This window comes from Streptomyces sp. NPDC001770 (genome assembly GCF_053596135.1).
In genome coordinates, this window is record NZ_JBSFFN010000015.1 from 135,641 (window position 1) to 161,855 (window position 26,215).

Genomic DNA, 26,215 nt, shown 5'->3' on the forward strand with positions numbered 1-26,215 from the left:
GGAAACGGAACCATTGGTCCGGACCAGGAGGAGAGGCGCGGCACACCGACGCGGACTCCGGGGGACGGCCGCCGGGCACAGCGGATCCCCGTGCCGCACGCCTCGGCGCGGCACGGGGATCCGGTGCTCTCCGGGGTACTCGACGGGGACGGGGAGGACCCGGCCGCCGGGCTACTTCTTGTCCTTGCCGCCCTTGTCCTTGTCGCCGCCGGCGCCCATGGACTCGTAGATCTCCTTGCACATCGGGCAGACCGGGTACTTCTTGGGGTCGCGCCCCGGCACCCAGACCTTCCCGCACAGCGCGACCACGGGGGTGCCCTCCAGGGCACTCGCCATGATCTTGTCCTTCTGGACGTAATGGGCGTAGCGCTCGTGGTCGCCGTCGCCGTTCGACACCTGCGGTGTCGGCTCTACGAGGGTCCCCGTACCTGCCCCGCGCTCGGGCTCAAGAGTGCTCATAGGCGCCAAGGGTACTGAAGAGCGCGGCCGTCAGTTCAGCGAAGGGTCGTCCGGATACGTTGCGATCATGGCCAGTTCGCTGCGCTGGCGCCGCAGGACGGCGCGCCAGAGCTTCTCCGGGTGCGGGGAGGCGACGTCGCCGGGCTCCGAATCGACCACGTACCAGGCGCCTTCGTCGAGCTCGGTCTCCAGCTGGCCGGGGCCCCACCCAGCGTATCCGGCGAAGATCCGGAGCGAGCCGAGGGCCGCCGCGAGCAGTTGCGGCGGGGTCTCCAGGTCGACCAGGCCGATCGCGCCGTGCACCCGGCGCCAGCCGAGCGGGCCCTCGTCACCGGGGATCACGGCCACCCCGAGCGCGGAGTCGAGCGAGACGGGGCCGCCCTGGAAGACCACGTCCGGCGCGCCCGACAGGCCGGCCCAGGGTTCGAGGATGTCGCCGACCTCCACCGGGGTCGGGCGGTTGAGGATCACGCCGAGCGACCCCTCCTGGTCGTGGTCGAGGAGGAGCACCACCGCGCGGTCGAAGTTCGGGTCCGCGAGAGCGGGTGTGGCCACCAGCAGCCGGCCTGTGAGGGAGGACACCTCGGTCATGGGGAAATGATCCCGCATCCCGGGCCCGCGCGGGGGCCAACTCGTCCGGCCCGTGCCGCGGCCGGGCGGCACGGATCGGGCGCGCGGGGGCACGGGGGAGCGCACGGGCCGGGCCGGCACGGGCCGGCCCCGGGACGGTGACGCTGCGCGAGGCCGGACGTGCGGAGCGTGTCGCGACGGAATCCCTGCGCCGGTACACGCCGCATCGCCTGCCGACAGGGGGGTAGGAGCCGATTACCCTTTTCTTCGGCCCCCTGCCCGACCACTTCGGAACGCGAGATTCATGACCGGCACAGACGATGTCCTGCTTGTCCACGGCGGCACCCCGCTGGAGGGCGAGATCCGCGTCCGAGGCGCCAAGAACCTGGTGCCCAAGGCAATGGTCGCCGCTCTGCTCGGCAGCGGTCCCAGCAGGCTGCGCAACGTCCCCGACATCCGTGACGTGCGGGTCGTCCGGGGTCTGCTGCAGCTGCACGGCGTGACGGTGCGCCCGGGTGAGGAACCGGGCGAGCTGGTCCTGGACCCGACGCACGTCGAGAGCGCCAATGTCGCCGACATCGACGCCCACGCGGGCTCGTCCCGCATCCCGATCCTCTTCTGCGGCCCGCTGCTCCACCGCCTCGGCCACGCCTTCATCCCCGGGCTGGGCGGCTGCGACATCGGCGGCCGGCCCATCGACTTCCACTTCGACGTGCTGCGCCGCTTCGGGGCGACGATCGAGAAGCGGGCGGACGGCCAGTACCTGGAGGCCCCGCAGCGGCTGCGCGGTACGAAGATCCGGCTGCCGTACCCCTCGGTGGGCTCCACCGAGCAGGTGCTGCTGACGGCCGTGCTCGCCGAGGGTGTCACCGAGCTGTCCAACGCGGCCGTGGAGCCGGAGATCGAGGACCTCATCTGCGTACTGCAGAAGATGGGCGCGATCATCTCCATGGACACCGACCGGACCATCCGGATCACCGGTGTCGACAAGCTCGACGGGTACACCCACCGGGCGATCCCGGACCGCCTGGAGGCGGCTTCCTGGGCGTCGGCGGCGCTGGCGACCGGGGGCAACATCTACGTGCGCGGCGCCCAGCAGCGTTCGATGATGACCTTCCTCAACACCTTCCGCCGGGTCGGCGGGGCTTTCGAGATCGACGACGAGGGCATCCGCTTCTGGCACCCGGGCGGCCCGCTGAAGGCCATCGCACTGGAGACGGACGTCCACCCGGGCTTCCAGACCGACTGGCAGCAGCCGCTGGTGGTGGCGCTCACGCAGGCGACCGGCCTCTCCATCGTCCACGAGACGGTGTACGAGTCCCGCCTCGGCTTCACCTCCGCGCTCAACCAGATGGGTGCGCACATCCAGCTGTACCGCGAGTGCCTGGGCGGTTCCGACTGCCGCTTCGGCCAGCGCAACTTCCTGCACTCCGCGGTCGTCTCCGGCCCGACGAAGCTCCAGGGCGCGGATCTGGTCATCCCGGACCTGCGCGGCGGCTTCTCGTACCTGATCGCGGCGCTGGCGGCCGAGGGCACCTCGCGGGTCCACGGCATCGACCTGATCAACCGGGGCTACGAGAACTTCATGGAGAAGCTCGAGAAGCTCGGCGCCAAGGTCGAGCTGCCCGGCGGTTCGCTGGTCTGACCCGCCCGATCGACGCAAGCCCGCCGCCCCGGCCCCCGCTCCGACGGGACCGGGGCGGCGGGCTCTCCGCGTACGTGGCCCGTACACACACCCGGCCCGGGGAACGCCCCAGGCGCCCGCTGCGGCGCACGGGAGGCCCTGACGGCCCTCCGGGGCCCGGAGAGGGGCCCGCGGGCCCGTACGGGCGGGTGTGGGCGGTTCCCGCCCGCTCGCGCGAGTAGGCGGGGCGCATATGCCGGAGGGCGGCCACCCTGGTCCGGGTGACCGCCCTCCGACGCGCCTGGGGACTTACTTGCCCTTGGCGGCTTCCTTGAGCTTGGAGCCCGCGGAGACCTTCACGCTGTAGCCGGCCGGGATGTTGATCGGGTCGCCGGTCTGCGGGTTACGAGCGGTGCGAGCGGCACGGTGGGTGCGCTCGAAGGTCAGGAAGCCGGGGATGGTGACCTTCTCGTCGCCCTTGGCGACGATCTCACCGACGGTCTCGGCGAGCGCGGCCAGCACGGCGTCGGCGTCCTTGCGGGTCACCTCGGCACGGTCGGCCAGGGCGGCCACCAGCTCACTGCGGTTCATGTTGTTACTCCCGTGTTCTTCTTGCCTGTGAGGCGTGAGATCGAAGCCGATGCTGCCAGGGCCCTCTGACAGTCCCCGGACCCGGGTCTGATGTCAGACCCTCGCGCCCGATTACGCATCCTGCCCCCACCTGCGGCGGGAAAGCCAATCCGGAACCCTCCGGTGTCACACGGAAAGCGTCACGGTCCGTCGATGGTCACGTTCCGTCGACTTCCTGGAGCGGTGCGCAGCGGATGCGGAGCCCGGGCGATGATCGACCGTGTACCCGCTGCCCGCAACCCTAAAGGCGCGTTTGGGACACCGCGACCCGCGACGCGCCGTACGGCGCGTACCGGGAGAAGCGCGGCACCGCGCGCGGAGCCCGGGCCGGGGCGCCGCGCGCGGGTGGTCGCGCGGGAAGGTCAGAGCTGTCCGGCGGGGGCGGACTCGGTGACTCCGGCGGCCTTGGCGGCGGCGCGCACGGCGCCGGCGACGGCCCCGGCGACCTTGTCGTTGAAGACGGACGGGATGATGTAGTTCGCGTTCAGCTCGTCCTCGGCGACGACATCGGCGAGGGCCCCGGCGGCGGCGAGCATCATCTCGGTGTTGACGGTGCGCGACTGGGCGTCGAGGAGGCCGCGGAAGACGCCCGGGAAGACCAGCACGTTGTTGATCTGGTTCGGGAAGTCGGAGCGGCCGGTGGCCACGACCGCCGCCGTCTCGCGGGCGACCGTCGGGTCCACCTCGGGGTCCGGGTTGGCGAGCGCGAAGACGATCGCACCGTCCGCCATGGCGGCCACGTCGTCGCCGTCCAGGACGTTGGGGGCGGAGACGCCGATGAAGACGTCCGCGCCGACGACGGCCTGCTTGAGGGTGCCGGTGACGCCCTCCGGGTTGGTGTTGTCGGCGATCCAGCGCAGCGGCGAGTCGGGCTGCGCGGCGACCAGGTCCTCACGGCCCGCGTGCACCACGCCGTGGATGTCGGCGACGACCGCGTGCTTGACGCCCGCGGCGATGAGGAGCTTCAGGATGGCCGTACCGGCCGCTCCCGCACCGGACATGACGACCCGTACGTCACCGATCCCCTTGCCGACCACGCGCAGCGCGTTGGTGAGGGAGGCGAGCACGACGATGGCGGTGCCGTGCTGGTCGTCGTGGAAGACGGGGATGTCGAGGGCCTCGCGCAGCCGGGCCTCGATCTCGAAGCAGCGCGGCGCGGAGATGTCCTCCAGGTTGATGCCGGCGAAGCCGGGGGCGATGGCCTTGACGATCTCGACGATGGCGTCGGAGTCCTGGGTGTCCAGGCAGATCGGCCAGGCGTCGATGCCGGCGAAGCGCTTGAAGAGGGCGGCCTTGCCCTCCATGACCGGGAGCGCGGCCATCGGGCCGATGTTGCCGAGGCCGAGGACGGCGGAGCCGTCGGTGACCACGGCGACGGAGTTGCGCTTGATGGTCAGGCGGCGGGCGTCCTCGGGGTTCTCGGCGATCGCCATGCAGACGCGGGCCACGCCCGGGGTGTAGATCATCGAGAGGTCGTCGCGGTTGCGGATGGGGTGCTTGGACGCCATCTCGATCTTGCCGCCGAGGTGCATCAGGAACGTACGGTCGGAGACCTTGCCGAGCAGGACGCCGTCGATGGCCCGCAGGCCCTCCACGATCTCCTCGGCGTGCGCGGTGGAGGAGGCCGCGATCGTGACGTCGATCCGCAGCTTCTCGTGGCCGGAGGCGGTCACGTCGAGGCCGGTCACCGAGCCGCCGGAGGACTCCACGGCCGTGGTGAGCTGAGAGACCGCGGTGCCGCTCGCGGGCACCTCCAGCCGGACCGTCATCGAGTACGAGACGCTGGGCGCCGTTGCCATGGCCGTGTCCTTCGCTTTCCTGAGCTTCATTGCTTCTGCGGCGGGGGCGAGCCCCGCACGCGCCCACGATCGTCGCACCTACTGGCGGGTAGCCGGTAACCACTGCCGCAGTACGAAAGATCACTTCCGTGATGCGAGAGGCGGCGGAGCGGGAGTCGTGGATGCTCCCGCACGTCCCGCGCAAAGCAGAACAGGCCCGCGCCACCGTGAGGTGACGCGGACCTGTCTTCTGCGTGAGCGGCACCGACCCGCCATGCTCGCCTCGCGGCAAGAGGTCGCTCGTAGCGACGAAGGTTGGGCCCGGGGGCTTGGATCGAGCCGGTGCCGACACCAGGCTAACAAACACCCGTGAGAAGTGATTCCCCCGCAGCGGGTTGACTCTCGCGGTTCGTGTTCCGGCGGGTGTCCGGGGCGCCGCACGGGTCCCGCCGGGGCGCCGCACGGCGGCCCCGGAACCCGTGCGGCGCCCGGCCCGTCAGTCCCGCAGCAGGTCCGGCACCCCGTCCTCGTCGGGCAGGTCGGCGGCGGCCGAGATCACCGTCAACTGCTGCGTCGCCCGGGTGAGGGCCACGTACAGCACGCGCAGTCCGGCGGGGGACTCGTCGGCGATCTCCGCCGGGGAGACCACCACCGTGGCGTCGTACTCGAGGCCCTTGGCCTCCAGGCTGCCGAGCGCCACCACACGCTCCCCCAGGCCGGCCAGCCACTCCCGGGCCTGGACGCGGCGGTTCATCGCCACGACGACACCGACGGTGCCGTCGACCTGGTCGAGCAGCCGGCGGGCCTCCTCGCGGACGGAGTCGGCGAGCTCCTGGTCGCCGACGGTCGCGAAGCGCGGTTCGATTCCCGTGGAGCGGACGGCGGACGGCGACTCCATGCCGGGCATGGCGAGCGCCAGCACCTTCGCCGCCAGCTCGGCGATCTCCGCGGGGTTGCGGTAGTTCACGGTGAGCGTGAAGCGGCGGCGGGGGCGGTTGCCGAGCGCCTCGTCGCGGGCGGCGGCGGCCTCGTCCGGGTCGGACCAGGAGGACTGCGCCGGGTCGCCGACGATGGTCCAGGTGGCGTGCCGGCCCCGGCGCCCGACCATCCGCCACTGCATCGGCGTCAGGTCCTGCGCCTCGTCGACGATGACGTGCGCGTACTCGGTGCGCTCCTCCGCCAGGCGTTCGGCCCGCTCGCGGCGGGTCTCCTCGCGCTGCGGCATCAGCTCCTCGAGGCCGGAGAGCTGGTCGAGCGGGTCCAGGTCGCGCTTCTTGCGGGGCCGCGCCGGGGCGCCGAGCAGGGCCTGGAGCTCGTCGAGGAGCGCCACGTCGTGCACGGAGAGGGGGCCCTGGCCGTCGGCGCCCAGGCGCTTGAGGGAGCGCGAGAGCCGGCGTACCTCGCCCTGGTTGAGGACACGGCGGGACCAGCGGGCGAGCCGCTTCTCGTCGGCCATCGCGGCGAGCACCCCGCGCGGGGTGAGCTCGGGCCACCAGGCGTCCAGGAACTCGAGGAACGGGGTCTCGGTGGAGACGTCGTCGTCGAAGGAGGAGCGGAGCTCGGCGGCGAGTTCGGGGTCGGTGTAGCGACCCCGCCCGGAGGACTTGCTCCAGAGCGCGTCGAGCAGCAGCTTGCGGGCGCGCGGGCGCAGCAGGTTGACGGGGGCGGAGCCGCCCAGCGCGTTGTGGCGGATGCGCTGGAGTTCGTCGGCCTCCAGCTCGACGCGGGCGCCGAAGGCGACGACGCGCAGCCGGGTGGGGGTCGCGGCTCTCGCGCCGCCGGGTGCGGCGGCGGGTGCCGTCGCTCCGTCGCCGCCGTCGCCGTCGCCGAAGGAGAGCTGGCCGTCCTCGCGGGGCGCGGTGCGCGGTGCGGGCTGGTCGAGGGCGCCGCGCGAGGCCTTGCGGAGCACCTGGAGCATCCGGGAGGAGCCCTTGATGCGGGCCACGGCGGGCTCGTCGTAGGTGGTGGCGCCCGCGACGCCGGCGGCCTCGTCGGAGAGGGAGCCGACCGCGCGGATGGCGACCTGCCCCTCCTCGCCGAGGGAGGGCAGCACGCCCTCGGTGTAGGCGACGAGCAGCGGGGTCGGCGAGACGATCAGGATGCCGCCCGCGTACCGCCGCCGGTCCTGGTAGAGGAGGTACGCGGCGCGGTGCAGGGCTACGGCGGTCTTGCCGGTGCCGGGGCCGCCGGTGACCTCGGTGACGGAGGCGGCGGGGGCGCGGATGACGAGGTCCTGCTCGGCCTGGATGGACGAGACGATGTCCCGCATGGTGTGGCTGCGGGCCTGGCCCAGCGCGGCCATCAGGGCGCCGTCGCCGATGACGGGCAGCTTCTCGCCGTCCAGGTACGCCGTCAGCTCGGGGCGCATCAGGTCGTCCTCGACGCCGAGGACGCGGCGGCCCCGGGAGCGGATGACGCGGCGGCGCACGACGCGCCCGGGGTCCTTGGGCGTGGAGCGGTAGAACGGCGCGGCGGCCGGGGCCCGCCAGTCGATCACCAGCGGCGAGTAGTCGGCGGCGAGCACGCCGATCCGGCCGATGTGGAGCGTCTCGGCGATGTCCGCCGTGTCGTCGGGGCGTACGGCCCCGTCGGCGGGCTCGACCGAGGTGAAGGCGCCGTCCGGTCCGCGTTCGCCGTCCTTGCCGAGGAGCAGGTCGACGCGGCCGAAGAGGAAGTCCTCGAACTCGCTGTGCAGCCGGTTGAGGTGAATGCCCGCCCGGAAGACCTGGGCGTCCCGTTCGGCGAGGGCGCCGGGGGTGCCGACCTGGCCTCGCTTGACGGCGTCGTGCATGAGGAATTGAGCCTCGTCGATCTTCTCTTCGAGGCGGTCGTAGACCCGGTCCAGATGATCCTGTTCGACACCGATTTCCCGGTCCCGCAGAGAATCGACAGCGGCATCCTGCGCGGCCACCGAGGCCCCTTTCTGACGTGCGTTGGGCAGCCGTCAACCGTACGCGACGGGGGGCCGGTGCGCATCAGGCGGGGCGCCCCGATCGCGTACGGGGACCCGGTCGGACGAGGGCGCGCCGGATCAGAGCGTCGGGGGGTTGTCGTGCAGGAGCCGCTGGAAGAGCCGGTGGGTGCGCCATTCCCCGTCGATGTACAGGAATCCGGGGGCCTCGCCGAACTCCTCGAAGCCGTTCTTGGTGAGCACCCGCTGGGAGGCGGTGTTGTACAGCAGGGTCCCGGCCTCGACCCGGTGCAGCCCGAGTTCGTCGCGGGCGAGGTCGCAAATCCGGCCGACCGCCGCGGTCGCGAGGCCCCGCCCGGTCTCGGCCACGTCGACCCAGTAGCCGAGGACCCCGCTGTGGAAGGCGCCGAGGGCTATGCCGGAGAGGGTGAAGTTGCCGACCGCGCGGTCCTCGCCGTCGACGATCACCCAGGCGCCGGCCCGGCCGGCCTCGCGGTCGGCGAGGATGCCCGAGAGGCGCTGGGCCTGGCCTTCGGCGGTGTAGAAGATCTCGGGGCGCACGGGTTCGAAGGGCGCCATGTACGTGCGGCTGCGCAGCAGCGCCCCGGCGAGCGCGGGGGCGTCGGAGGCAACGGTCGGGCGCAGGAATCTGTCGGCGGTGAGCGGGTGCGGTGCGTCGTTCATCCCGGCACGCTACCGTCCCGCCGGACACCGTCCGAGCGGGGGCTCAGTCGCCGTACTTGCTGTCGGCCGCCGGGTCCAGGGCCAGCCGGTAGCCGCGCTTGACGACCGTCTGGATCAGGCGGGGCGAGCCGAGGGCGGAGCGCAGCCGGGCCATCGCGGTCTCCACCGCGTGCTCGTCGGTGCCGGTGCCGGGCAGGGCCCGCAGCAGGTCGGCGCGGGAGACCACCCAGCCGGGGCGGCGGGTCAGGGCGTGCAGCAGGGCCATGCCGGCGGGCGGTACGGGGCGCAGCGCCCCGTCGACGAGGGCGGCGTGGCCGCGGACGGTCACCTGGTGGCCGGCGATCGGCAGGGTGCGGGAGCGGGCGGGGAGCTGGGCGCAGAGGAGCTGGACGAGCGGGCCGAGGCGGAAGCGTTCGGGCTGGACGGTCTCGATGCCGCGGGCCTGGAGCGGCAGTGCGGTGACGGGGCCGACGCAGGCGACCAGCAGGTCGTCGTGGAGGGCGCCGAGGACCTCGGGGGCCATGCCGCGGGTCCGGGCGCGGTCGAGGAAGGAGGCGGCGGCGGGGGCGCTGGTGAAGGTGATCGCGTCGAGGCCGCGGGCGGCGGTGAGGTCGAGCATCCGGTCGAGCGGGGCGATGTCCTGCGGCGGCATCCAGCGGTAGACGGGGACGTCGATGACCTCGGCGCCCGCGGCCCGGAGGGTGTCGGCGAAGCCGGGGAGCGGTTCGCCGTGCAGCTGGAGGGCGACGCGGCGGCCGTCCACGCCCTCGCCGAGGAGGCGTTCGAGCACCTCGGCCATGGACTCGGAGGCGGGTGACCAGGCTTCGGTGAGTCCGGCCGCCCGGATGGCGCCCTTGACCTTGGGGCCGCGCGCGAGGAGTTCGACGCCGCGCAGCCGTTCCAGCAGCCGGTCGCCGATGCCCCAGCCGTCCGCCGCCTCCACCCAGCCCCGGAATCCGATGGCGGTGGTGGCGACGACGACGTCGGGGGCGTGGTCGATGAGTTCCCTGGTGGCGGTGAGCAGTTCGCTGTCGTCGGCGAGCGGCACGATCCGCAGGGCGGGGGCGTGCACGACCTGGGCGCCCCGGCGCCGGAGGAGCGTACCGAGCTCCTCGGCACGGCGGGCGGCGGTCACTCCGACCGTGAAGCCCGCGAGGGGGCCGTGCGTCGCTTCGTCTTCCTGCATGGCGTGTTCTACCCGGCTCTCGTTCCCGCGGTCGCTGCCGCTGTGCGGTGGACCGAGCCTGCCAACCCCGCGTGACAGGCTCGGTTCCCCCGTATTTCCCGCCCGTTACGTCGTACGACGCCTGGTGGTCGCCCCCGGAGGGCGTCTGACAGGTTCTCAGACCTCGGCGAGGCCGAGCGGGGCCTGGGCGGGGGCCGCCACCGGGCGGCGAAGGTATACCGCCCAGGTGAGGACGGAGCACACCGCGTAGAAGGCGAGGAAGGACCAGAAGGCGGCCGTACCGGCGCCGGAGGCCTGGAAGGACTGACGGAACGCCAGGTTGATCGCGAGCCCGCCGACGGCGCCCACGGCGCCGATGAGGCCCATGGCCGCCCCGGAGAGCCGCCGTCCCTCGGCGGCCGCCGCGTCGCCGCGCAGGCCCCGGGCGACCGCCTTGGCGTGGAAGATGCCCGGGATCATCTTGTACGTGGAGCCGTTGCCGAGTCCGGAGAGGACGAACAGGGCGATGAAGCCGACGAGGAAGAGCGGCAGCGACTCGGTGCCGGAGGCGTGCACGACGACGCCGGTGGCCGCCGCCATGGCCACGAAGTTCCCCAGGGTGATGCGGGCGCCGCCGTGCCGGTCGGCGAGCCGGCCGCCGAGGGGGCGGATCAGCGAGCCGAGCAGCGGGCCGATGAAGGTGAGCGAGGCGGCCTGGAGCGGGGTGCGGCCGAACTGGGTCTGGAGGACCAGGCCGAAGGCGAAGCTGAACCCTATGAAGGAGCCGAAGGTGCCGACGTAGAGGACCGCCATGATCCAGGTGTGCGCCTCGCGGACCGCCTGCTTCGCGGCCCCGGTGTCGTTCCGTACGGGGGCGAGGTTGTCCATGTACCGGGCGGCGCAGAGCGCGGCGAGGACGATGAGCGGGACGTACACGCCGAGGACGATCCGGGGGTGGGTGGCTCCGGCGGTGCCGATGACCAGGAGGCCGATGAGCTGGACGACGGGGACGCCGACGTTGCCGCCGCCCGCGTTGAGGCCGAGTGCCCAGCCCTTCTCGCGGAGCGGGAAGAAGGCGTTGATGTTGGTCATCGAGGAGGCGAAGTTGCCGCCGCCGATCCCGGCGAGTGCGGCGACGGCCACGAAGGTGGCGTACGAGGTGCCGGGCTCCATCACCGTGAACGCGACGGCGGTCGGCACCAGCAGCGAAAGGGCGCTGATCACCGTCCAGTTGCGGCCCCCGAACCGGGCGACGGCGAAGGTGTACGGGACCCGGACGACGGCCCCGACCAGGGTGGCGGTGGAGATCAGGAAGAACTTCCCGGCCGGGTCGATCCCGTACTCCGGTCCCATGAAGAGGACCATCACCGACCAGAGGGACCAGACGGAGAAGCCGATGTGCTCGGAGAGGACGGAGAACCAGAGGTTCCGGCGGGCCACCCGGCGGCCCCGCTCCTGCCAGAAGGTCTCGTCCTCCGGGTCCCATTGCTCGATCCAACGGCCAGCCATCACGCGCCTCCACAAGGGGTCGGGGTGTTGCTCCCGACGCTAGGGAGTGCGCGTTTCCGCGCGGTGCCGTGAGGTGACCGGTGCGCAACCTTGCTCTCACCGGGCCGCGGGGGGCCCGGTGAGAACGGAGGTGCCGTGCCCGGCGGTCAGTGCCGGTGGTGGCCGCCGCCGGCCGCCGCCGTCGCCGGTACGGGGGTGGGCCTGGCGGGCTTGCCGGAGGGCCAGAGCCGCGGCCTGCGCTTCGCCGCGACGTCCTCCACCCAGCCGAAGGCCAGGATCGCGAGCCCTATCAGCGGCCAGATCAGGATGAGGCTCAGCCCGGTGTAGAGGCCGTCCGCGTACGGGCCGAGGTGCTCGTCGACCCAGCCGATCCTCCACATCTGGTCTATCAGCGGCACGGTCGCCATGAGCAGCAGGTTGTGCCATATGTAGATCGTCACGGCACGGTTGTTGGCGAGCGTGACGAGCCCGTCGTACGGGGCGAGGCGGCCGGGCAGCTTCTCCCAGGACGGGGCGTACTGGAGCAGGATCAGGCAGAACCCGAAGGACCAGGTGGCCTGGGCGAGCGGGATCTCGTCGAGGTTCCAGCCCTCGTCGGTGAGGTGCCCGGAGGCCCACCAGATGCCGAAGCCCATGATGATCGCGGCCGAGGAGACGGCGAGGTAGCGCGGGACCTGCTTGAGCAGTCCGTCGTGGTGCGCGAAGCCGAGGATCCAGCAGGAGGCGAACACCGTGAAGTCCACGACGCCTTCGCCGGTGGCGCCCGGGATGGTGACCAGGCCGGTGCCGAAGACCGCGGTGAGGCCGATCGGCGCGAGCATCGTCACCCAGGGCAGCTTGCGGAACGCCTTGAGCAGCAGCGGGGACGCGATCACGAACCAGAGGTAGGCGCGGATGTACCAGAGCGGTCCGGCCGCCTGGTCGGCCCAGCTGCTTTCGAACCAGCCGCCATCGGAGCCGCTCACCTCGGGGTACGGCGGGGAGCCCACCGGCAGGAGGTAGCTGCCCAGGCGGATGAACCACCAGAGCCCCTCCTCCTTCACGGGCTTCCAGCCGAGCCAGAGCATCGTGGGCAGGGCGAAGGCGGAGAACAGCCACATGGGGGGCAGCAGGCGCCGCACCCGGCTGCGGATGACGCTCCAGGCGGGGCGGGCCAGCGAGCGGGCCATCAGCGACCCGGCCAGGGTGAACATCACGCCCATGGACGGGAAGAGGACGGTCAGCCAGGCCCAGCCGAAGAGGTGGTAGACCACCACGCGGACCAGGGCGACGGAGCGCAGCACGTCCAGGTAGCGGTCGCGGGCCGGCCGCTTCGGGGCGGCCTCCCCGGCGCTCCCGGCGTTCCCGGCTTCGGGTGCCTCCGGCACGGCCGGTCCCCCGGCGTGGCGCCCGTGGTGCGGGGCTCCGTCACCCGGGTACGTAGCGCCGTCACCCGGGTACGCGGCGCCGGAGCCGTCGCCGAGGTAGCTGCCGGGGCCCGTGGCGTACGGCAGCGAGGGCGCGGGGGTTCCGGGCGCCCGGTGGGCCTGCGGGGGGCGGCGGTGTGCCGCGGGGGCGGGGACGCGCAGCCGCGCGGTGTCCTCGCCCCTCGGGGTGGGTTCGTTCCAGCTCATCCGACGGTCCTCCGGTGGTCGGCGCCGACGGCGGCACGCGCTCCCGGTGCCGCGCCGGGGGCGTCCAGCACGCCGGTGCGGCGCAGCTTCTGCCAGCGCAGCCGGCCGCCGGTGAGGGCGGTGATCCAGGACTGGAGCAGTACGACGTACATGAGCTGCCGGTAGAGGATCTGCTGGAGCGGCAGGGAGATCAGGTGGGTCATGCGTTCCTTGTCGAGCCGGAACGCGTAGGCGGCGCAGATGACCTGGACCAGCAGCACGCCGAACCACGCGGCGACGGTCTTGCCGGTGGGGCCGAAGATCAGGCCGTACACCAGGAAGACATCGATGAGCGGGGCGAGCAGCGGGGCGACCACCATGAAGAGGGAGACGAACGGCAGGCCGACGCGGCCGAAGCGGCCGGAGTGGCCGCGGTCGAGGACGGCGCCCCGGTGCTTCCAGATGGCCTGCATGGTGCCGTAGGACCAGCGGTAGCGCTGGGACCACAGCTGCTGCACGGACTCCGGTGCCTCGGTCCAGGCGCGGGCGTTCTCCGAGTAGACGACGTCCCAGCCGTCGCGGTGGAGGGCCATGGTGATGTCGGTGTCCTCGGCGAGGGTGTCCTCGCTCATGCCGCCGACCCGGTCCAGCGCGTCGCGGCGGAAGGCTCCGACCGCGCCGGGGATGGTGGGCATGCAGCGCAGGACGTCGTACATCCGGCGGTCCAGGTTGAAGCCCATCACGTACTCGATGTGCTGCCAGGCGCCGATCAGCGAGTCGCGGTTGCCGACCTTGGCGTTGCCCGCCACCGCGCCGACCTTGGGGTCGGCGAAGGGCTGCACCAGCTCGCGGACGGTGGACGGCTCGAAGACGGTGTCGCCGTCCATCATCACGACGATGCCGTAACGGGCGTGCGCGATGCCGTTGTTGAGCGCGGCGGGCTTGCCCGCGTTCTGCTGGCGCACCACGCGGACGTTGGGCAGCCGCATGTCCTCGACGATGTCGGCAGTGCCGTCGGTCGAGCCGTCGTCGATGACGATGACCTCGATCGGGTGGTCGCTGGCCATCAGGGAACGGACGGTCGCCTCGATGCACTTGCGCTCGTTGTACGCGGGCACGAGCACCGACACGGGCTGGGTGACGGGCTGGTCGCCCCAGCGGAAGTTGCGGCGGCGGACCCGGCGGGCGTGCACGAAGGAGAGCAGCAGCATCAGGCCGAAGCGGCCGATGACGAGGACGCCGACCACGGAGAGGCCGGCCACCAGGACGCCGGTGACGTCCTCGGAGAAGCCGACGGCGGTGACGAAGATCTTGCCCTTCCAGAGCGCGGCGCCGCTGACCGGGGTGAGCGCGCTCGGGGCACCGAGGGCGGTGGTCAGGTTGGTGAACTCGTACCCCTCCTCCTGCATGGAGGGCAGGAAGCGGTCGAGCGCGGCGAGCGTCTGGGAGCGGTTGCCGCCGGAGTCGTGCATCAGGACGATGGCGCCCTTGCCGTGCTTGGGCGTGGCGTTCTTGATGATCGTCCGGACGCCGGGGCGCTTCCAGTCCTCGCTGTCGGTGTTGTTGACGACGGTGAGGTAGCCGCGACTGCCGATGTACTGGGCGACGGGCCAGGACTTGTCGTCCATCGCGTCGGCGAACGAGGAGTACGGCGGCCGGAACAGGGAACTGTGCACACCGGCGGCGCCCGCGAGGGCGAGCTGGTTCTCGGAGAGCTCCCAGTCGATCCGGCTGGTGGACTGGTAGGAGAGGTCGGGGTGGTTGAAGGTGTGCAGGCCGACCTCGTGGCCCTCGTCCACCATCCGCTTGACGAGTTCCGGGTAGCGGGAGGCCATGGTGCCGGTGACGAAGAACACGCCGTGGGCGTGGTACTCCTTCAGCTTGTCCAGCACCCGGGGAGTCCACTCAGGGTCCGGGCCGTCGTCGAAGGTCAGCACGATGTGGTGGTCGGGGATGCGGACCGAGGTGGCGGGCTCGGTCTTCGACCGGGCGTCGATGACGGGGCCGCCGTCGAGGATGTGCTCGGGTACCTGGTCGGTGCCGACGGGGTTGCGGACGCGGTGGTCGGCGGCGATCTCACTGTTCACGTAGCCGCGCAGCACGAGCATCGCGAGCAGAGCCACCAGAAGCAGGAACGGCAGGAGATAGCGCAGCGGCAATCGACGCTTGGCCTTCGCCTTGCGGCGACTCCTGACCAGCGGTGCGGGCTGAGTCATTTACGAGGTGCTGCTTTCTGCTGGTGCAGTCGGGTCGGTGACGGGGTCCGTCGGATCCACGGGCGTGACCGGCGGATCGACCGGATCCGTGGTCGCTGCGTCGGTGGGCGGCGCGGAGACCGAGGCCGGCGCGGAAGGCTTGGTGCTCGTTCCGCCGCTGCTCGCGCCCGATCCGGCCGGCCGGCCGGTGGTGGAGCTCGCGGCGGGGTTCACGGCGGACGACGGGGCGACGGAGGTGCTGGTCGACGGGCCGGTACCGGCCGGGTCGGCGTTGCCCGTGGCTCCGGCGTCGGGCGTCGGACCGGTGGTGGCGCCCGGGTCGGTGGCGCCGGAGACGCCGGCCGGGCCGGAGGGGTCGGCGGAGGGCGCGTCCGCGTCCTTCTCCTTGTCCCCGCCCTTCTGCTGCTCCTGGCTGGTGAGCGGCAGCCACGGGGCCGCGGAGCTTCCGCCGAGGAGTGAGAGGACGAGGATGGTGGCGAAGGCGGCGCAGCCCAGGGCCACCAGCCAGCCGGCCCGTCGGAAGTTCTTGCTCCGGCGGCCGCTCTCGTCCACGAAGACGGGGCCGTCCGAAGCCTCCTGCGTTCCGGGTTCGGCCTTGAGCTCGGAGAGCTGACGTCCCAGCCCGTCCAGCTGGATCGTCACGTCATGAGGCTCATGGCTGTGCCCGGTCCGGGTGCCTTCTCGCCAATTTTCCACAGGTGTACGCACATCCCCCACTCAATGATTCCGGCACACATGAATGACTGGTTTCATGCCGTCGGACTGGGTCCCCACCCCGTCCGCGCACCACGTTCCCCATGTGCCCGGACTGATGAATGTAGCGCACGCCGCTGACGCCAATGTCCCCGGATCGGGTTGTTCTTCACCCCTGGGACGCCATCGCCGCGGCGTCCGCTTCGGGCAGCCAGGAATCAGGTGGACGCACCATCCACCCTTCTGACGACTGAAGTTGAACAGCTGCGGTACGGAGTGCGTCCAGACCCGGGTGCCGCATCCCCTTCCGGTGGACCAGCAGGAGCGGGGAGAGCGGGACGGGGCGTACGAGGGGGCGGAGCACGGTACCCGGAAGCGGAGGAAATCCGACAACTGCGAGCACCGGGTGCCCCGTCTTGGCCATGATCCGTTGAAATTCGGCCACTCCTACCGCAAGCGGAGTGGGCGGTGCCAGATGGATGCCCCACTCTTCGAAAAGAAGAGCGGCAAGGCCGGTCCACTCCAGCGTGCGCGCATTGCCCGCCCCGGCGTAGACGGTTTCCCCGGCCAGGTCGGCGAGGGCGACGACCTCGCGTGCCGCGAGAGGATGAGCGGACGGCAGCAGGACGGCCATCGGCTCGTAGCGCACCGGCAGCGTGGTCAGCCCGGCGCGGACGGCGGGGTCGAGGCCGCCGGCCCGGCCGAAGGAGGCGTCCAGCCGCCCGGCGAGGATCTCGCCGGCGGCCCAGGTGAGACCGGACTCGAACCGCGCCATCAACTCGCACTCCGGGGCGAGTTCGCGCGCCCGGTCGAGCACCCGGGCGGCGGTCATCCCGTCCGTGTTCAGGTCCACGAGGAGCGGCCGGGCCGCCGCGTCGGCGAAGGCGGCCCCGAGGGCGGCGTGCGCGTCGAGCACCCGGCGGGCGTGCGGGACCAGCCGTTCGCCGTCCGGGGTGAGGACGACCTGCCGGGTGGTACGGACGAACAGCGCGGTCCCGAGCAGCCGCTCCAGCCTGCGGATGTCCCGGCTCAGCGCCTGCTGGGCCAGGTAGAGGCGGGCGGCGGCCCGGGTGAAGTGCAGGTCCTCGGCGACGGCGAGGAAGGCGCGCAGCAGCCGGGGGTCGAGGTCGGGGACGGTCACCGGGGGAATCTACAACACAGGTGCGTCAATCGGCCCGGGACCGGTGTTGGACCGGCGGGCGGTGCGCGGCCGAGGCTGTCGGAGTGCCGAACCCTGCTCCCACCACCGCCTCCCGTCCTTCCGCGCCCTCCTCCTCCCCCATATCCGCGGGGCCCGACGGGTCCCACTCCACCCGGCCCACGGCGCCCGACGCCTCACCCACCCCCACCCCTGCCCCTGCCCCTGCCCCTGCCCCTGCCCCCCGCAACGCGTACCTGCGGCTGCTGCGCACCCCGGGTGCCCGCGCCTTCACGGCGGGGAACCTGCTCGCCCGGCTGCCGATCGGGATGTTCAGCGTCAGCGCGGTGCTGATGATCGCCGGGTCGCGCGGCTCGTACGCCCTGGCGGGGGCGGTGACGGCGACGGGGCTGGTGGCGACGGCCGTGGTGGCCCCGCTGACGGCCCGGCTGGTGGACCGCTACGGCCAGGCCCGGATCGCGGTGCCCGCTACCGCCCTCGCCGTGTCCGGCTCGCTCGCCCTGGCGCTCTGCGTCCGCCTGGGCGCCCCCACCTGGACCCTCTTCGCCGCGTACGCGGCCACGGCCACCGCCCCCAACACCGGCGGGATGTCCCGGGCCCGCTGGTCGCATCTGCTCCGGAACGACCCGGCCGCGCTGCACACCGCCAACTCCTTCGAGCAGGCCGCCGACGAGCTCTGCTTCATGCTCGGCCCGGTCCTCGCCGCCACGCTCTGCGGGGCCCTCTTCCCGGAAGCGGGCACGGTCACCGGGGCGGTGCTGATGATGGCCGGCATCCTGATCTTCGCCGCCCAGCGCTCCACGGAGCCGCCGGTGGCTCCCCGTACCGTGCGGACGCGCTCGCCGTTCCGCTCCCCCGGCATGCCCGCGCTGCTCGCCGTGTTCCTGGCGACGGGCGCGGTCTTCGGCACGATGGAGGTCGTATCGATCGCGCACGCCGGGGGTGCCGTCCTCGCCCTCCAGGCGACCGGCTCCTGCGTGGCCGGGCTGCTCTACGGAGCGCTGCGTCCGGCCCGCGACCCCGGCGGCCGGCTGGCGCTCTGCCTCGCCGCGATGACCGCGCTGATGTGCCTGCCGCTGCTCGCGGTGGCCACCACCGGCTCGCCGCTCATCCTCGGGCTCTGCCTGCTGGCGGCGGGCGCGGCGACCGCGCCGACCATGGTGACCGGCATGACGCTCGTACAACGCCTGACCCCTGCCACCCAGTTGAACGAGGGCATGACCCTCGCGGTGACCGCCCTGCTCGGCGGTGTCGCCGCCGGTTCGGCAACCGGCGGCTGGCTGGTGGAACACGCGGGCACGGTCGCGGGGTATGCCGCCCCCGCCTGCGCCGCCGGACTGGCGTTCGCGGTCTCGGCCGTGGGTACGGGACGGGCCGGCCGGGCGGGACGCGCCGGGGCCGCCACCGGATGACCCGGGAACCCCGTCCACGTACATGAACACGGGATGAGCTGGGGCTCTCGCGCACGGTCTTGACGGCTTCCTGGTCTGTACCTATGGTCACCGGCCAGCAGGCGTGTTCAACCCCCAGAGCTTCGTTCACGTACGAGAACGGATGGCCTCCACATGCCAGTCACCCCCGCGCTCTCCCCCACCCCCGCACCCGGCTCCCCGATCCGCCGCCGCCCCCTGCGCCCAGGGCTGCTCCTCACCGTGGCCGCGGCGACGGCGGCGCTCGTCGTCGGCTTCCTCTCGGGTCCCGCGGCCCCGCGCGCCGAGGCGGCGCCCACCACCTTCACCCACCCGGGAGTCACCGTCTCCCGGGGGCAGTTGGACTTCGCCCGCACCCAGGTCAACGCCGGGGCGCAGCCCTGGAAGGGCGCGTACGACCAGATGATCGCGAGCGGCTACGCGAGCCTGAGCCGCACAGCAAAGCCCCGCGCGACCGTCGAGTGCGGTTCCTACTCCAACCCCAACAACGGCTGTACGGACGAGCGCGAGGACGCGATCGCCGCGTACACCGACGCCCTCGCCTGGTACATCACCCGCGACGAGCGGTACGCGAAGAAGTCCATCGAGCTGATGGACGCCTGGTCGGCGACGATCACCGGCCACACCAACAGCAACGCCCCGCTGCAGACCGGCTGGGCGGGCTCCTCCTGGCCCAAGGCCGCCGAGATCATCAAGTACACGTACACCGGCACCTGGGCCAACTCCGCACGGTTCTCGACCATGCTGCGGAACGTCTATCTGCCACAGCTCATCAACGGCTCGAACTCCAACGGCAACTGGGAGCTGTCGATGATGGAGGCCGCGGTGGGCATCTCCGTCTTCCTGGAGGACAAGACCTCCTACGACAAGGCCATGGCGAAGTTCCGCACCCGTACGGCGGCCTACGTCTACCTCGCCTCGGACGGCGCGGTGCCCAGGACCGTGCCGAGCCAGAACCTCGACACCACGGCGAAGATCGTCGCCTACTGGCAGGGCCAGTCCACCTTCGTCACCGGGCTCACCCAGGAGACCTGCCGCGACTTCACGCACACCGGGTACGGCATCTCGGCCATCTCGCACATCGCGGAGACCAGCCGCATCCAGGGCCAGGACCTCTACGGCACGGACGTCGGCGAGCGGCTGCGCCAGGCCCTCGGCTTCCAGTCCAAGTACCAGCGCGGCGAGGCCGTCCCGAGCTGGCTCTGCGGCGGGTCCCTGAACCTCGGCCTCGGCCCGGTCACCGAGGTCGGCTACAACGCCCTCCACAACCGTCTCGGCATCGCGATGACCAACACCCAGGCCCTGACCGAGCAGAACCGCCCGGCCGGCAGCAACAACCTCTTCGTGGCCTGGGAGACCCTGACCCACGGGGACAACCCGAACTGATCGGGGGGCTCACGGCTGGTCCGGCCGGTCCGGCGGGTACCTCACCCGGACCGGTCGGCCCGCCATGGAGGTTTACACCGGATGCCCGGCACCCAGCCGGGCCACCGCGGCGGAGAACCCGGCAGGGTCCGCTGGGGTGGGCTTCACGAACCACCGCCTCCGGCGGCCGGGACGATGTCGGCGAGCCGCGGCGAGCGCCCCGAGTCCCGCCGATTCGCTGACGCACGTCGCGGACATCGTGGGGCTCACACCTCACGGTCGTCGCGATGGCGCCCCAGGGCGCGGCCGAAGCGTTCCGAGACCGCGGGCATGATGCTTTCGCCGTCCGCGGGCCTGTCCAGCCCGAAGACGTAGCCGGGGAAGTCGAGTTCCTTCTGCACCGCCCAGATCGCCTCGTGTTCCTGCGGCGGAAGCACCTGGACCGGGTCGCCGACGGCGATCCAGCCGATGGGCACCGTCGTGTCCGGGGGCAGCACGGTGCGCAGGTGCACGATTCCGTTGATCCGTACCTCGGATCGGGTGCCTATGCGGGCCCCGTTGAAGACCCGGCTGCCGGCCGCCAGGAACACCTCGTCCTCGGCCGTGCACCCGGTCAGGTACGAGCCGGGGCCGACCAGGACCGAGCGTCCCAGCAGCAGGGGGTCCCGGCGGGTGCCGCGCAGGACCGCGTTCTCCATGACGATGCATCCCTCGCCGAGTTCCACGGCCCCGCCCTCGGCGGTCAGTACCGCGCCGAACAGAACCCGGCAGCCGGGACCGACGCGTACGTCCCCGCAGAGGGTCGCCGTCGGGGCCACATAGGCCGAGGGGTGCACGGTGGGCGACATGCCTTCATGGTCGATGAGCATGTCCGGGATCATGCAGCACGTGGTTCGCCACGGCCAGGACTTTTCGCCGGCCGGGACGGAATCAGCCATCGACGAGCGGCGCGCTTCCTGCATGAGAAAAGAGAAGGAACGCGAAAAAGCCTCTGCCCCGCGAGCGGACTCGCGGGGCAGAGGCTTACATGGGGTGGTGGAGATGGCGGGAATCGAACCCGCGTCCAACGGTGCGGAACCAGGGCTTCTCCGAGTGCAGTTCGCTACGCTTTTCTCGGCCCCGGAGGTCACGCGAACAAGCCTCCGACAGGCTCAGTCACTGTTTGATTTCCTTCTGGGCCCCGTGACCGGGCTCAGAAGTTTAGATCCCTAGTTGATGCCAGGATCCGGGTCGGGATCACCCCCGGGCTGACACTCCGCAGAGTCTTCGCTAGCTGCTAATTAGGCAGCGAGAGCGAAGGCGGAGGAATCGCGCTTGGAATTGGCGATTATTGTTTGCGACATATGGTTTACGAGATCATTGCCGCTTCCTCGACTCGCTTCCCCTGCTTCGACATCCGCTGTCGAAACCGATCATCCCCATGTTGATTTTTCAAAACGCACACCCTCGCTGGGGTGCACGGCCCATCGTACGTGACCAACGCCGGACCATGCCAGCGTATTCCCGCCGGTCATCCTCCCGTCTGCCCCGGACCGCGCCCCACGAACCCGCGGGGGGCCCGGAGCCGGCCGGCCGGCTCCGGTGGCTCAGGCGCTGCGCTGCCGCCGGCGGGCCGCCGAGATGGCGCGGTTGGTCTCGCGGGTGTCCTGCTTCTCGCGGAGCGTCTGGCGCTTGTCGTACTCCTTCTTGCCCTTGGCGAGCGCGATCTCGACCTTGACCCGGCCGTCCTTGAAGTACAGGGCGAGCGGGACGATGGTGTGCCCGGTCTCCTTGGACTTCGACTCCAGCTTGTCGATCTCGGCCCGGTGCATCAGCAGCTTCCGCTTGCGCTTCGCCGCGTGGTTGGTCCACGTGCCCTGCACGTACTCCGGTACGTGGATGTTGTGCAGCCACGCCTCGTGCTGGTCGATCTGGACGAAGCCGTCCACCAGCGAGGCCCTGCCCATCCGCAGGGACTTCACCTCGGTCCCCATGAGCACGAGCCCGCACTCGTAGGTGTCGATGATGTGGTAGTCGTGCCGCGCCTTCTTGTTCTGCGCGATCATCTTGCGCCCGGTGTCTTTTTCTTTGGCCATAGTGCGGTCATTTTCGCACTACGACCCACCCCCGAGGCCACTCAATACCGTCTCGGCCCGTTCCAGGGCCCCCGTACCCACCACCAGGTCCGGGGTGATGCCCCGGCCCTCGACCCCGCGGCCGCCCGGTGTGCGGTACTGCCCGACGGTCAGTTCCGCCACCACGCCGTCCGACAGCTCGCTCGGCATCTGCACCGAACCCTTGCCGAAGGTGGGCGAACCGACCGTGACCGCGCGGCCCCGGTCCTGGAGGGCGCCGGTCAGCAGCTCGGCGGCGCTCATCGTGCCGCCGTCGACGAGCACCACGAGCGGCCGGGTCGTGTCGCCGCCCGCGTCCGCGTACAGGGCCCGCTGCGCCCCGTGCACGTCGTACGTGGCGACGAGGCCGCCGTCGAGGAAGGCGGAGGCGGCGACGACGGCCTCGCCGACCAGGCCGCCGCTGTTGGCGCGCAGGTCGAGGAGGATCCCGGCGTCGCCGGGGGCGGACCGCACCGCGTCGCGGATCTCGCCGCCCGCGCCCCGGGTGAAGGCCGTCGCCTTGATCAGCACGGTGGAGGTGGGGGCGGTACCGAGCCGGCGCACGGTGACGGGCTCGGTGGTGAGCCGGGCGCGGCGCAGGAACTCCGTGCGGGCGCGGCCGTCGCGTTCCACGCCGAGGACGACGGAGGACCCGGCCTTCTCGTCCGTACCGTCGCCGCGCAGCCGGGCCACGACCTCGGCGACGGGGCGTCCCCGGGTGCGGGTGCCGTCGACGGAGGTGAGTACGTCGTCGGCGCGGATGCCCGCACGGTCGGCGGGGCCGCCGGGTTCGACCCGGGCCACCCGCACCCGCCCGTCGGCGGTGCGGCGGGCGGAGAGGCCGACGCCGGTGTACGAGCCGTCGAGGGCCTGCTCGAACTCCTCGTACTCGCGCTCGTCGTAGACCGCGCCCCAGCGGTCCCCGCTGCGGCTGACGAGTTCCTCGGCGGCCTGGGTGGCGGACTTGCCGTCGGCGGCGGCGCCGGCCGCGACCGCCGCCAGCTCCTGGCGGTCCACGGGAGCGGAGGAGGAAGCGGACGGGCGGGCCGTCGGGCGGGGGCGGGCGGGCTCGTCGCGCGGCAGCGATCCGGTGGCCGCACCGGTGGCGAGCACTCCCGCGAACACCAACGACAGGGCAGCCCCGCGGCGCAGGCCGCGGGGCCCGTACCGGTACAAGGGCCCCTGCATGGCAGCGAGTCTAGGACAAACCCCCTGGGCCGCACGGGCGCTTCCCCGCGCGGCCCAGGGGGCGCATGTCACACCTTGAGGTACTTGCGGAGCGCGAACAGCGCGGCGACGGCGGGCATCAGAAGCCCGATCGCGAGGACCAGCGGCAGTTTGGTGATGACCGCGTCCCAGCCGATGAAGTCGATCAGGTTCAGCTTGCTCTGCAGGGAGAGGCCGGCGTCGATGAGGAAGTAGCGGGCCGCTATCAGCAGAACACAGGCCAGCAGACCGCCGATCAGCCCGGCGAAGGCCGCCTCCATGATGAACGGCATCTGGATGTAGAAGCCCGAGGCGCCGACGAGCCGCATGATGCCGGTCTCGCGTCTCCGGCTGAACGCCGACACCCGCACAGTGTTGACGATCAGCATCAACGCGATGACGAGCATCAACGCCATGACGAACAGGGCGGCGACGTTCATGCCGTTCATCAACTCGAAGAGGTTGTCCAGGATCGATCTCTGGTCCTGGACGGACTGCACCCCGTCACGGCCGGCGAAGGCGGTGGCGACGACCTTGTACTTCGTCGGGTCCTTGAGCTTGACGCGGAAGGACTCCTGCATCTGGTCGGGCGTGATGTTGCCCGCCATCTGCGTGTCGCCGAACTGGTCCTGGTAGTGCTTGTACGCCTCGTCGACCGTCTCGAAGGTGACGGTGTCGACGGCCGCCATCTTCTTGAGGTCGGTCTCGATCTCCTTCTTCTGCGCGTCGGTCACGGCGCCGTTGGAACACTTCGGCGTGTCCTGGGCCTCGTCCTTGTTGCACAGGAAGATGGAGACGTTGACCTTGTCGTACCAGTAGTCCTTCATCGTGCTGACCTGCTCGCGGAGCAGCAGCGCGCCGCCGAACAGGGCGAGCGAGAGGGCGACGGAGACCACCACGGCGAAGGTCATCGTGAGGTTGCGCCGGAGACCGACGCCGATCTCCGACAGGACGAACTGGGCGCGCATGGCGTCCTTTCAGTGCTCGATGCTCAGATGCTCAGTGCTGGGGGCCGCTCAGTGCTGGTAGCCGTAGACGCCGCGCGTCTGGTCCCGCACGAGGCGTCCCTGTTCCAGCTCGATGACGCGCTTGCGCATCTGGTCGACGATGTTCTGGTCGTGGGTCGCCATGATCACGGTGGTGCCGGTCCGGTTGATCCGGTCCAGCAGCTTCATGATGCCCACGGAGGTCTGCGGGTCGAGGTTGCCGGTCGGCTCGTCCGCGATCAGCAGCATCGGCCGGTTGACGAACGCCCGCGCGATGGCGACGCGCTGCTGCTCACCACCGGAGAGCTCGCCGGGCATGCGGTCCTCCTTGCCGCCGAGGCCCACCAGATCGAGCACCTGCGGCACGGCCTTGCGGATCTCACCGCGCGGCTTGCCGATGACCTCCTGCGCGAAGGCCACGTTCTCGGCGACGGTCTTGTTGGGGAGGAGGCGGAAGTCCTGGAAAACCGTGCCCAGTTGGCGGCGCATCTGGGGCACCTTCCAGTTGGACATGCGGGCCAGGTCCTTGCCGAGCACATGGACCATGCCCTGGCTCGCGCGCTCCTCACGGAGGATCAGGCGCATGAAGGTGGACTTGCCGGAGCCCGAGGAGCCCACCAGGAAGACGAACTCGCCCTTCTCGATGTCGAGTGAGACATCGCGCAGTGCGGGGCGGCTCTGCTTCGGGTAGGTCTTCGAGACGTTGTCGAATCGGATCACGGAGGCACCATGGTCGGCCGGGAGTATGTGTGCGTGACCCTACGCGAATGCTTCCCGACCGCGCAGGCGGCGTCTACGGATGGGTGATTTATGCCGGAACATGAGCCGGAACGCGTCGACTCGGGCCCGCCCGCCGGAACGCGCGGACGCCCTCCGCACCCCCGTCGGAACGGTGCGTGACCGGACCGCACGGCCACCCCTTCCCCCACCCCGCACGGCACCCGTTCCGGCACTCCCCGGCGGGCCGCGCCGAAAGACGCCGGAGCTGGCACAGTGGTAGGGGGAACGGTCACGCTCCCCGGAGCGTTGTGCGGACGGACAGCCGGCCGGTCGTGCGCAGAGCGATCGGGCCTGCACAGAACGGCCGGTCGACGGCCCAGGACGATTCCGCCGCGCGGGAGGAGGAGTGCGCATGACCTACGACAGACTGGTGTGCGCGAACTGTGCGGCGCCCGTGAACGAGGGCCGCTGCCCCGTCTGCCGCGCGAGCCGCGAGCGCCTGCGCCGACAGGACCAGGGCCCGCTCGGCGGGATGAACCCGACGGTGCTGATCGCCCTGCTCGTGGTGCTGGTGTGCGCGGTGGCGCTGCTGGCCCAGCAGGTGGGCTAGCTCCGGCAGCCCCGCCCCCCGTAGCTCCGAGCCCCGCCGGACGTCGCCCGGAGCCCCGCCGGACGTCGCCCCGAGCCCCGGCCGGAAGGCGCCCATGAGGCGCTTGTACGGCTCCGAGGGGCGTCGCACTCCTCCCCGCCGGGATCGAGGGCCCGAGGGGCCCCGTTCGCGCGTGAGGGCCCGGGGAGCGGTGAAGCTCTCCCCGGGCCCTCAGCGGTGTCCCCTTGGCGCTGCCTTGGAGCCGGTGGCTCAGACGGCGGTGCGACCGGCCGCCAGACGCGGCAGGAAGCGGAAGCCGATGCCGCCGGCGATCATCGTCGCGGCGCCGAGCAGCAGGAAGGTGGTCTCGGCCGCACCGGTCTCGGCGAGCTCGTCCTTGCCCTTGCCCTGCTCGACCGGCTTGTTGCCGACGCTGTCCGTGTCGGTGTTGTTCGACTCGACGCACTCGGCACCGTCGAGGGTGACGGTGCAGGTCTCGTCGCCACCCGTGGACGAACCACCGGTCGAGCCGGTGGAACCGGTCGAACCGGTGGAGCCGGTGGAGCCGGTGCCGCCCGTCGAGGTCGAGCTGCTGCCCGACGTCTCGGTGCCACCGCTGGTGACCGAGGACTCGGTGCCACCGTTGGTGACCGAGGACTCCGCGCCACCGTCCGTGACCGAAGACTCCGCGCCACCATCGGTGACCGAGGACTCCGCGCCACCATCGGTGACCGAGGACTCCGCGCCACCATCGGTGACCGAGGACTCCGCGCCACCATCGGTGACCGAGGACTCCGCGCCACCATCGGTGACCGAGGACTCCGCGCCACCGTCCG

The 26,215-nt window shown here is 71.7% G+C and carries 22 protein-coding genes and 1 other RNA gene; 4 read left to right on the top strand and 19 right to left on the bottom strand.

Annotation, left to right across the window (positions count from 1 at the left end; genetic code table 11):
- Positions 1-171 precede the first annotated feature (171 nt).
- Both ACWCSV_RS16190 and ACWCSV_RS16195 read right to left on the bottom strand, forming a co-directional pair.
- Entirely contained in the window at positions 172-459 is a 288-nt protein-coding gene (locus ACWCSV_RS16190) for a DUF3039 domain-containing protein (RefSeq protein ID WP_026250415.1), read from the bottom strand.
- A 30-nt stretch (positions 460-489) separates the two neighbouring features.
- A complete protein-coding gene (locus ACWCSV_RS16195; protein WP_451142601.1) occupies positions 490-1,050 on the bottom strand; it encodes a YqgE/AlgH family protein in 561 nt (186 codons plus the stop codon).
- A 283-nt stretch (positions 1,051-1,333) separates the two neighbouring features.
- Here ACWCSV_RS16195 and murA point away from each other — a divergent pair, with 283 nt between their 5' ends.
- On the top strand, positions 1,334-2,674 hold the full coding sequence (gene murA / locus ACWCSV_RS16200; protein WP_450773880.1) for a UDP-N-acetylglucosamine 1-carboxyvinyltransferase: 1,341 nt from the start codon (positions 1,334-1,336) through the stop codon (positions 2,672-2,674).
- Between the two features lie 288 nt (positions 2,675-2,962).
- Here the strand turns inward: murA and ACWCSV_RS16205 are convergent, their stop codons facing one another.
- From ACWCSV_RS16205 to ACWCSV_RS16250, 10 genes are all read right to left on the bottom strand, one after another.
- Entirely contained in the window at positions 2,963-3,244 is a 282-nt protein-coding gene (locus ACWCSV_RS16205) for an HU family DNA-binding protein (protein WP_003968811.1), read from the bottom strand.
- A 401-nt stretch (positions 3,245-3,645) separates the two neighbouring features.
- Positions 3,646-5,082 (bottom strand): malic enzyme-like NAD(P)-binding protein, encoded by a 1,437-nt coding sequence (locus tag ACWCSV_RS16210; protein ID WP_451142603.1) that lies wholly within the window; start codon positions 5,080-5,082, stop codon positions 3,646-3,648.
- A gap of 475 nt (positions 5,083-5,557) precedes the next feature.
- A complete protein-coding gene (locus tag ACWCSV_RS16215; protein ID WP_451142605.1) occupies positions 5,558-7,972 on the bottom strand; it encodes a HelD family protein in 2,415 nt (804 codons plus the stop codon).
- 120 nt (positions 7,973-8,092) lie between these two features.
- Complete coding sequence (locus tag ACWCSV_RS16220; RefSeq protein ID WP_451142607.1) at positions 8,093-8,656, bottom strand: GNAT family N-acetyltransferase; 564 nt, start codon at positions 8,654-8,656, stop codon at positions 8,093-8,095.
- A 43-nt stretch (positions 8,657-8,699) separates the two neighbouring features.
- Positions 8,700-9,842: a uroporphyrinogen-III synthase gene (locus ACWCSV_RS16225; protein WP_451142609.1), complete on the bottom strand. Its 1,143-nt coding sequence runs from the start codon at positions 9,840-9,842 to the stop codon at positions 8,700-8,702.
- A 156-nt stretch (positions 9,843-9,998) separates the two neighbouring features.
- Complete coding sequence (locus tag ACWCSV_RS16230) at positions 9,999-11,330, bottom strand: nitrate/nitrite transporter (protein ID WP_451142611.1); 1,332 nt, start codon at positions 11,328-11,330, stop codon at positions 9,999-10,001.
- Between the two features lie 146 nt (positions 11,331-11,476).
- Complete coding sequence (locus ACWCSV_RS16235; protein WP_451142613.1) at positions 11,477-12,943, bottom strand: acyltransferase family protein; 1,467 nt, start codon at positions 12,941-12,943, stop codon at positions 11,477-11,479.
- Positions 12,940-15,075: a glycosyltransferase gene (locus ACWCSV_RS16240; RefSeq protein WP_451142674.1), complete on the bottom strand. Its 2,136-nt coding sequence runs from the start codon at positions 15,073-15,075 to the stop codon at positions 12,940-12,942. The genes ACWCSV_RS16235 and ACWCSV_RS16240 overlap by 4 nt, the downstream gene beginning before the upstream one ends.
- A gap of 63 nt (positions 15,076-15,138) precedes the next feature.
- Complete coding sequence (locus tag ACWCSV_RS16245) at positions 15,139-15,780, bottom strand: hypothetical protein (protein ID WP_451142615.1); 642 nt, start codon at positions 15,778-15,780, stop codon at positions 15,139-15,141.
- Between the two features lie 220 nt (positions 15,781-16,000).
- Complete coding sequence (locus tag ACWCSV_RS16250; RefSeq protein ID WP_451142617.1) at positions 16,001-16,972, bottom strand: LysR family transcriptional regulator; 972 nt, start codon at positions 16,970-16,972, stop codon at positions 16,001-16,003.
- 83 nt (positions 16,973-17,055) lie between these two features.
- Here ACWCSV_RS16250 and ACWCSV_RS16255 point away from each other — a divergent pair, with 83 nt between their 5' ends.
- Both ACWCSV_RS16255 and ACWCSV_RS16260 read left to right on the top strand, forming a co-directional pair.
- Positions 17,056-18,402 carry an MFS transporter gene (locus ACWCSV_RS16255; RefSeq protein ID WP_451142619.1) on the top strand — a complete coding sequence of 449 codons (1,347 nt, stop codon included), beginning with the start codon at positions 17,056-17,058 and terminating at the stop codon, positions 18,400-18,402.
- Between the two features lie 153 nt (positions 18,403-18,555).
- The gene (locus tag ACWCSV_RS16260) at positions 18,556-19,806 is read left to right on the top strand and encodes an alginate lyase family protein (protein WP_451142621.1); all 1,251 of its coding nucleotides are present in this window, start codon (positions 18,556-18,558) and stop codon (positions 19,804-19,806) included.
- 245 nt (positions 19,807-20,051) lie between these two features.
- Here the strand turns inward: ACWCSV_RS16260 and ACWCSV_RS16265 are convergent, their stop codons facing one another.
- The 6 genes from ACWCSV_RS16265 to ftsE all read right to left on the bottom strand — a co-directional run bounded on the left by ACWCSV_RS16265 (position 20,052) and on the right by ftsE (position 24,790).
- A complete protein-coding gene (locus ACWCSV_RS16265) occupies positions 20,052-20,654 on the bottom strand; it encodes a gamma carbonic anhydrase family protein (protein ID WP_451142623.1) in 603 nt (200 codons plus the stop codon).
- Positions 20,655-20,818: 164 nt separating this feature from the next.
- Positions 20,819-21,205, bottom strand: a transfer-messenger RNA (tmRNA) gene (ssrA, locus tag ACWCSV_RS16270).
- A 166-nt stretch (positions 21,206-21,371) separates the two neighbouring features.
- On the bottom strand, positions 21,372-21,860 hold the full coding sequence (gene smpB / locus ACWCSV_RS16275) for an SsrA-binding protein SmpB (protein WP_327176063.1): 489 nt from the start codon (positions 21,858-21,860) through the stop codon (positions 21,372-21,374).
- Positions 21,861-21,878: 18 nt separating this feature from the next.
- A complete protein-coding gene (locus ACWCSV_RS16280; RefSeq protein WP_451142625.1) occupies positions 21,879-23,066 on the bottom strand; it encodes a S41 family peptidase in 1,188 nt (395 codons plus the stop codon).
- Between the two features lie 68 nt (positions 23,067-23,134).
- Positions 23,135-24,052 (bottom strand): permease-like cell division protein FtsX, encoded by a 918-nt coding sequence (gene ftsX / locus ACWCSV_RS16285; protein ID WP_451142627.1) that lies wholly within the window; start codon positions 24,050-24,052, stop codon positions 23,135-23,137.
- 48 nt (positions 24,053-24,100) lie between these two features.
- The gene (gene ftsE / locus ACWCSV_RS16290) at positions 24,101-24,790 is read right to left on the bottom strand and encodes a cell division ATP-binding protein FtsE (protein WP_358760345.1); all 690 of its coding nucleotides are present in this window, start codon (positions 24,788-24,790) and stop codon (positions 24,101-24,103) included.
- Positions 24,791-25,202: 412 nt separating this feature from the next.
- Between ftsE and ACWCSV_RS16295 the strand changes: the two genes are divergently transcribed.
- The gene (locus tag ACWCSV_RS16295) at positions 25,203-25,400 is read left to right on the top strand and encodes a hypothetical protein (protein ID WP_451142630.1); all 198 of its coding nucleotides are present in this window, start codon (positions 25,203-25,205) and stop codon (positions 25,398-25,400) included.
- A gap of 249 nt (positions 25,401-25,649) precedes the next feature.
- Here ACWCSV_RS16295 and ACWCSV_RS16300 read toward each other — a convergent pair.
- On the bottom strand, positions 25,650-26,215 hold a 566-nt coding region (locus tag ACWCSV_RS16300; RefSeq protein ID WP_451142632.1), incomplete at its 5' end, for an LPXTG cell wall anchor domain-containing protein.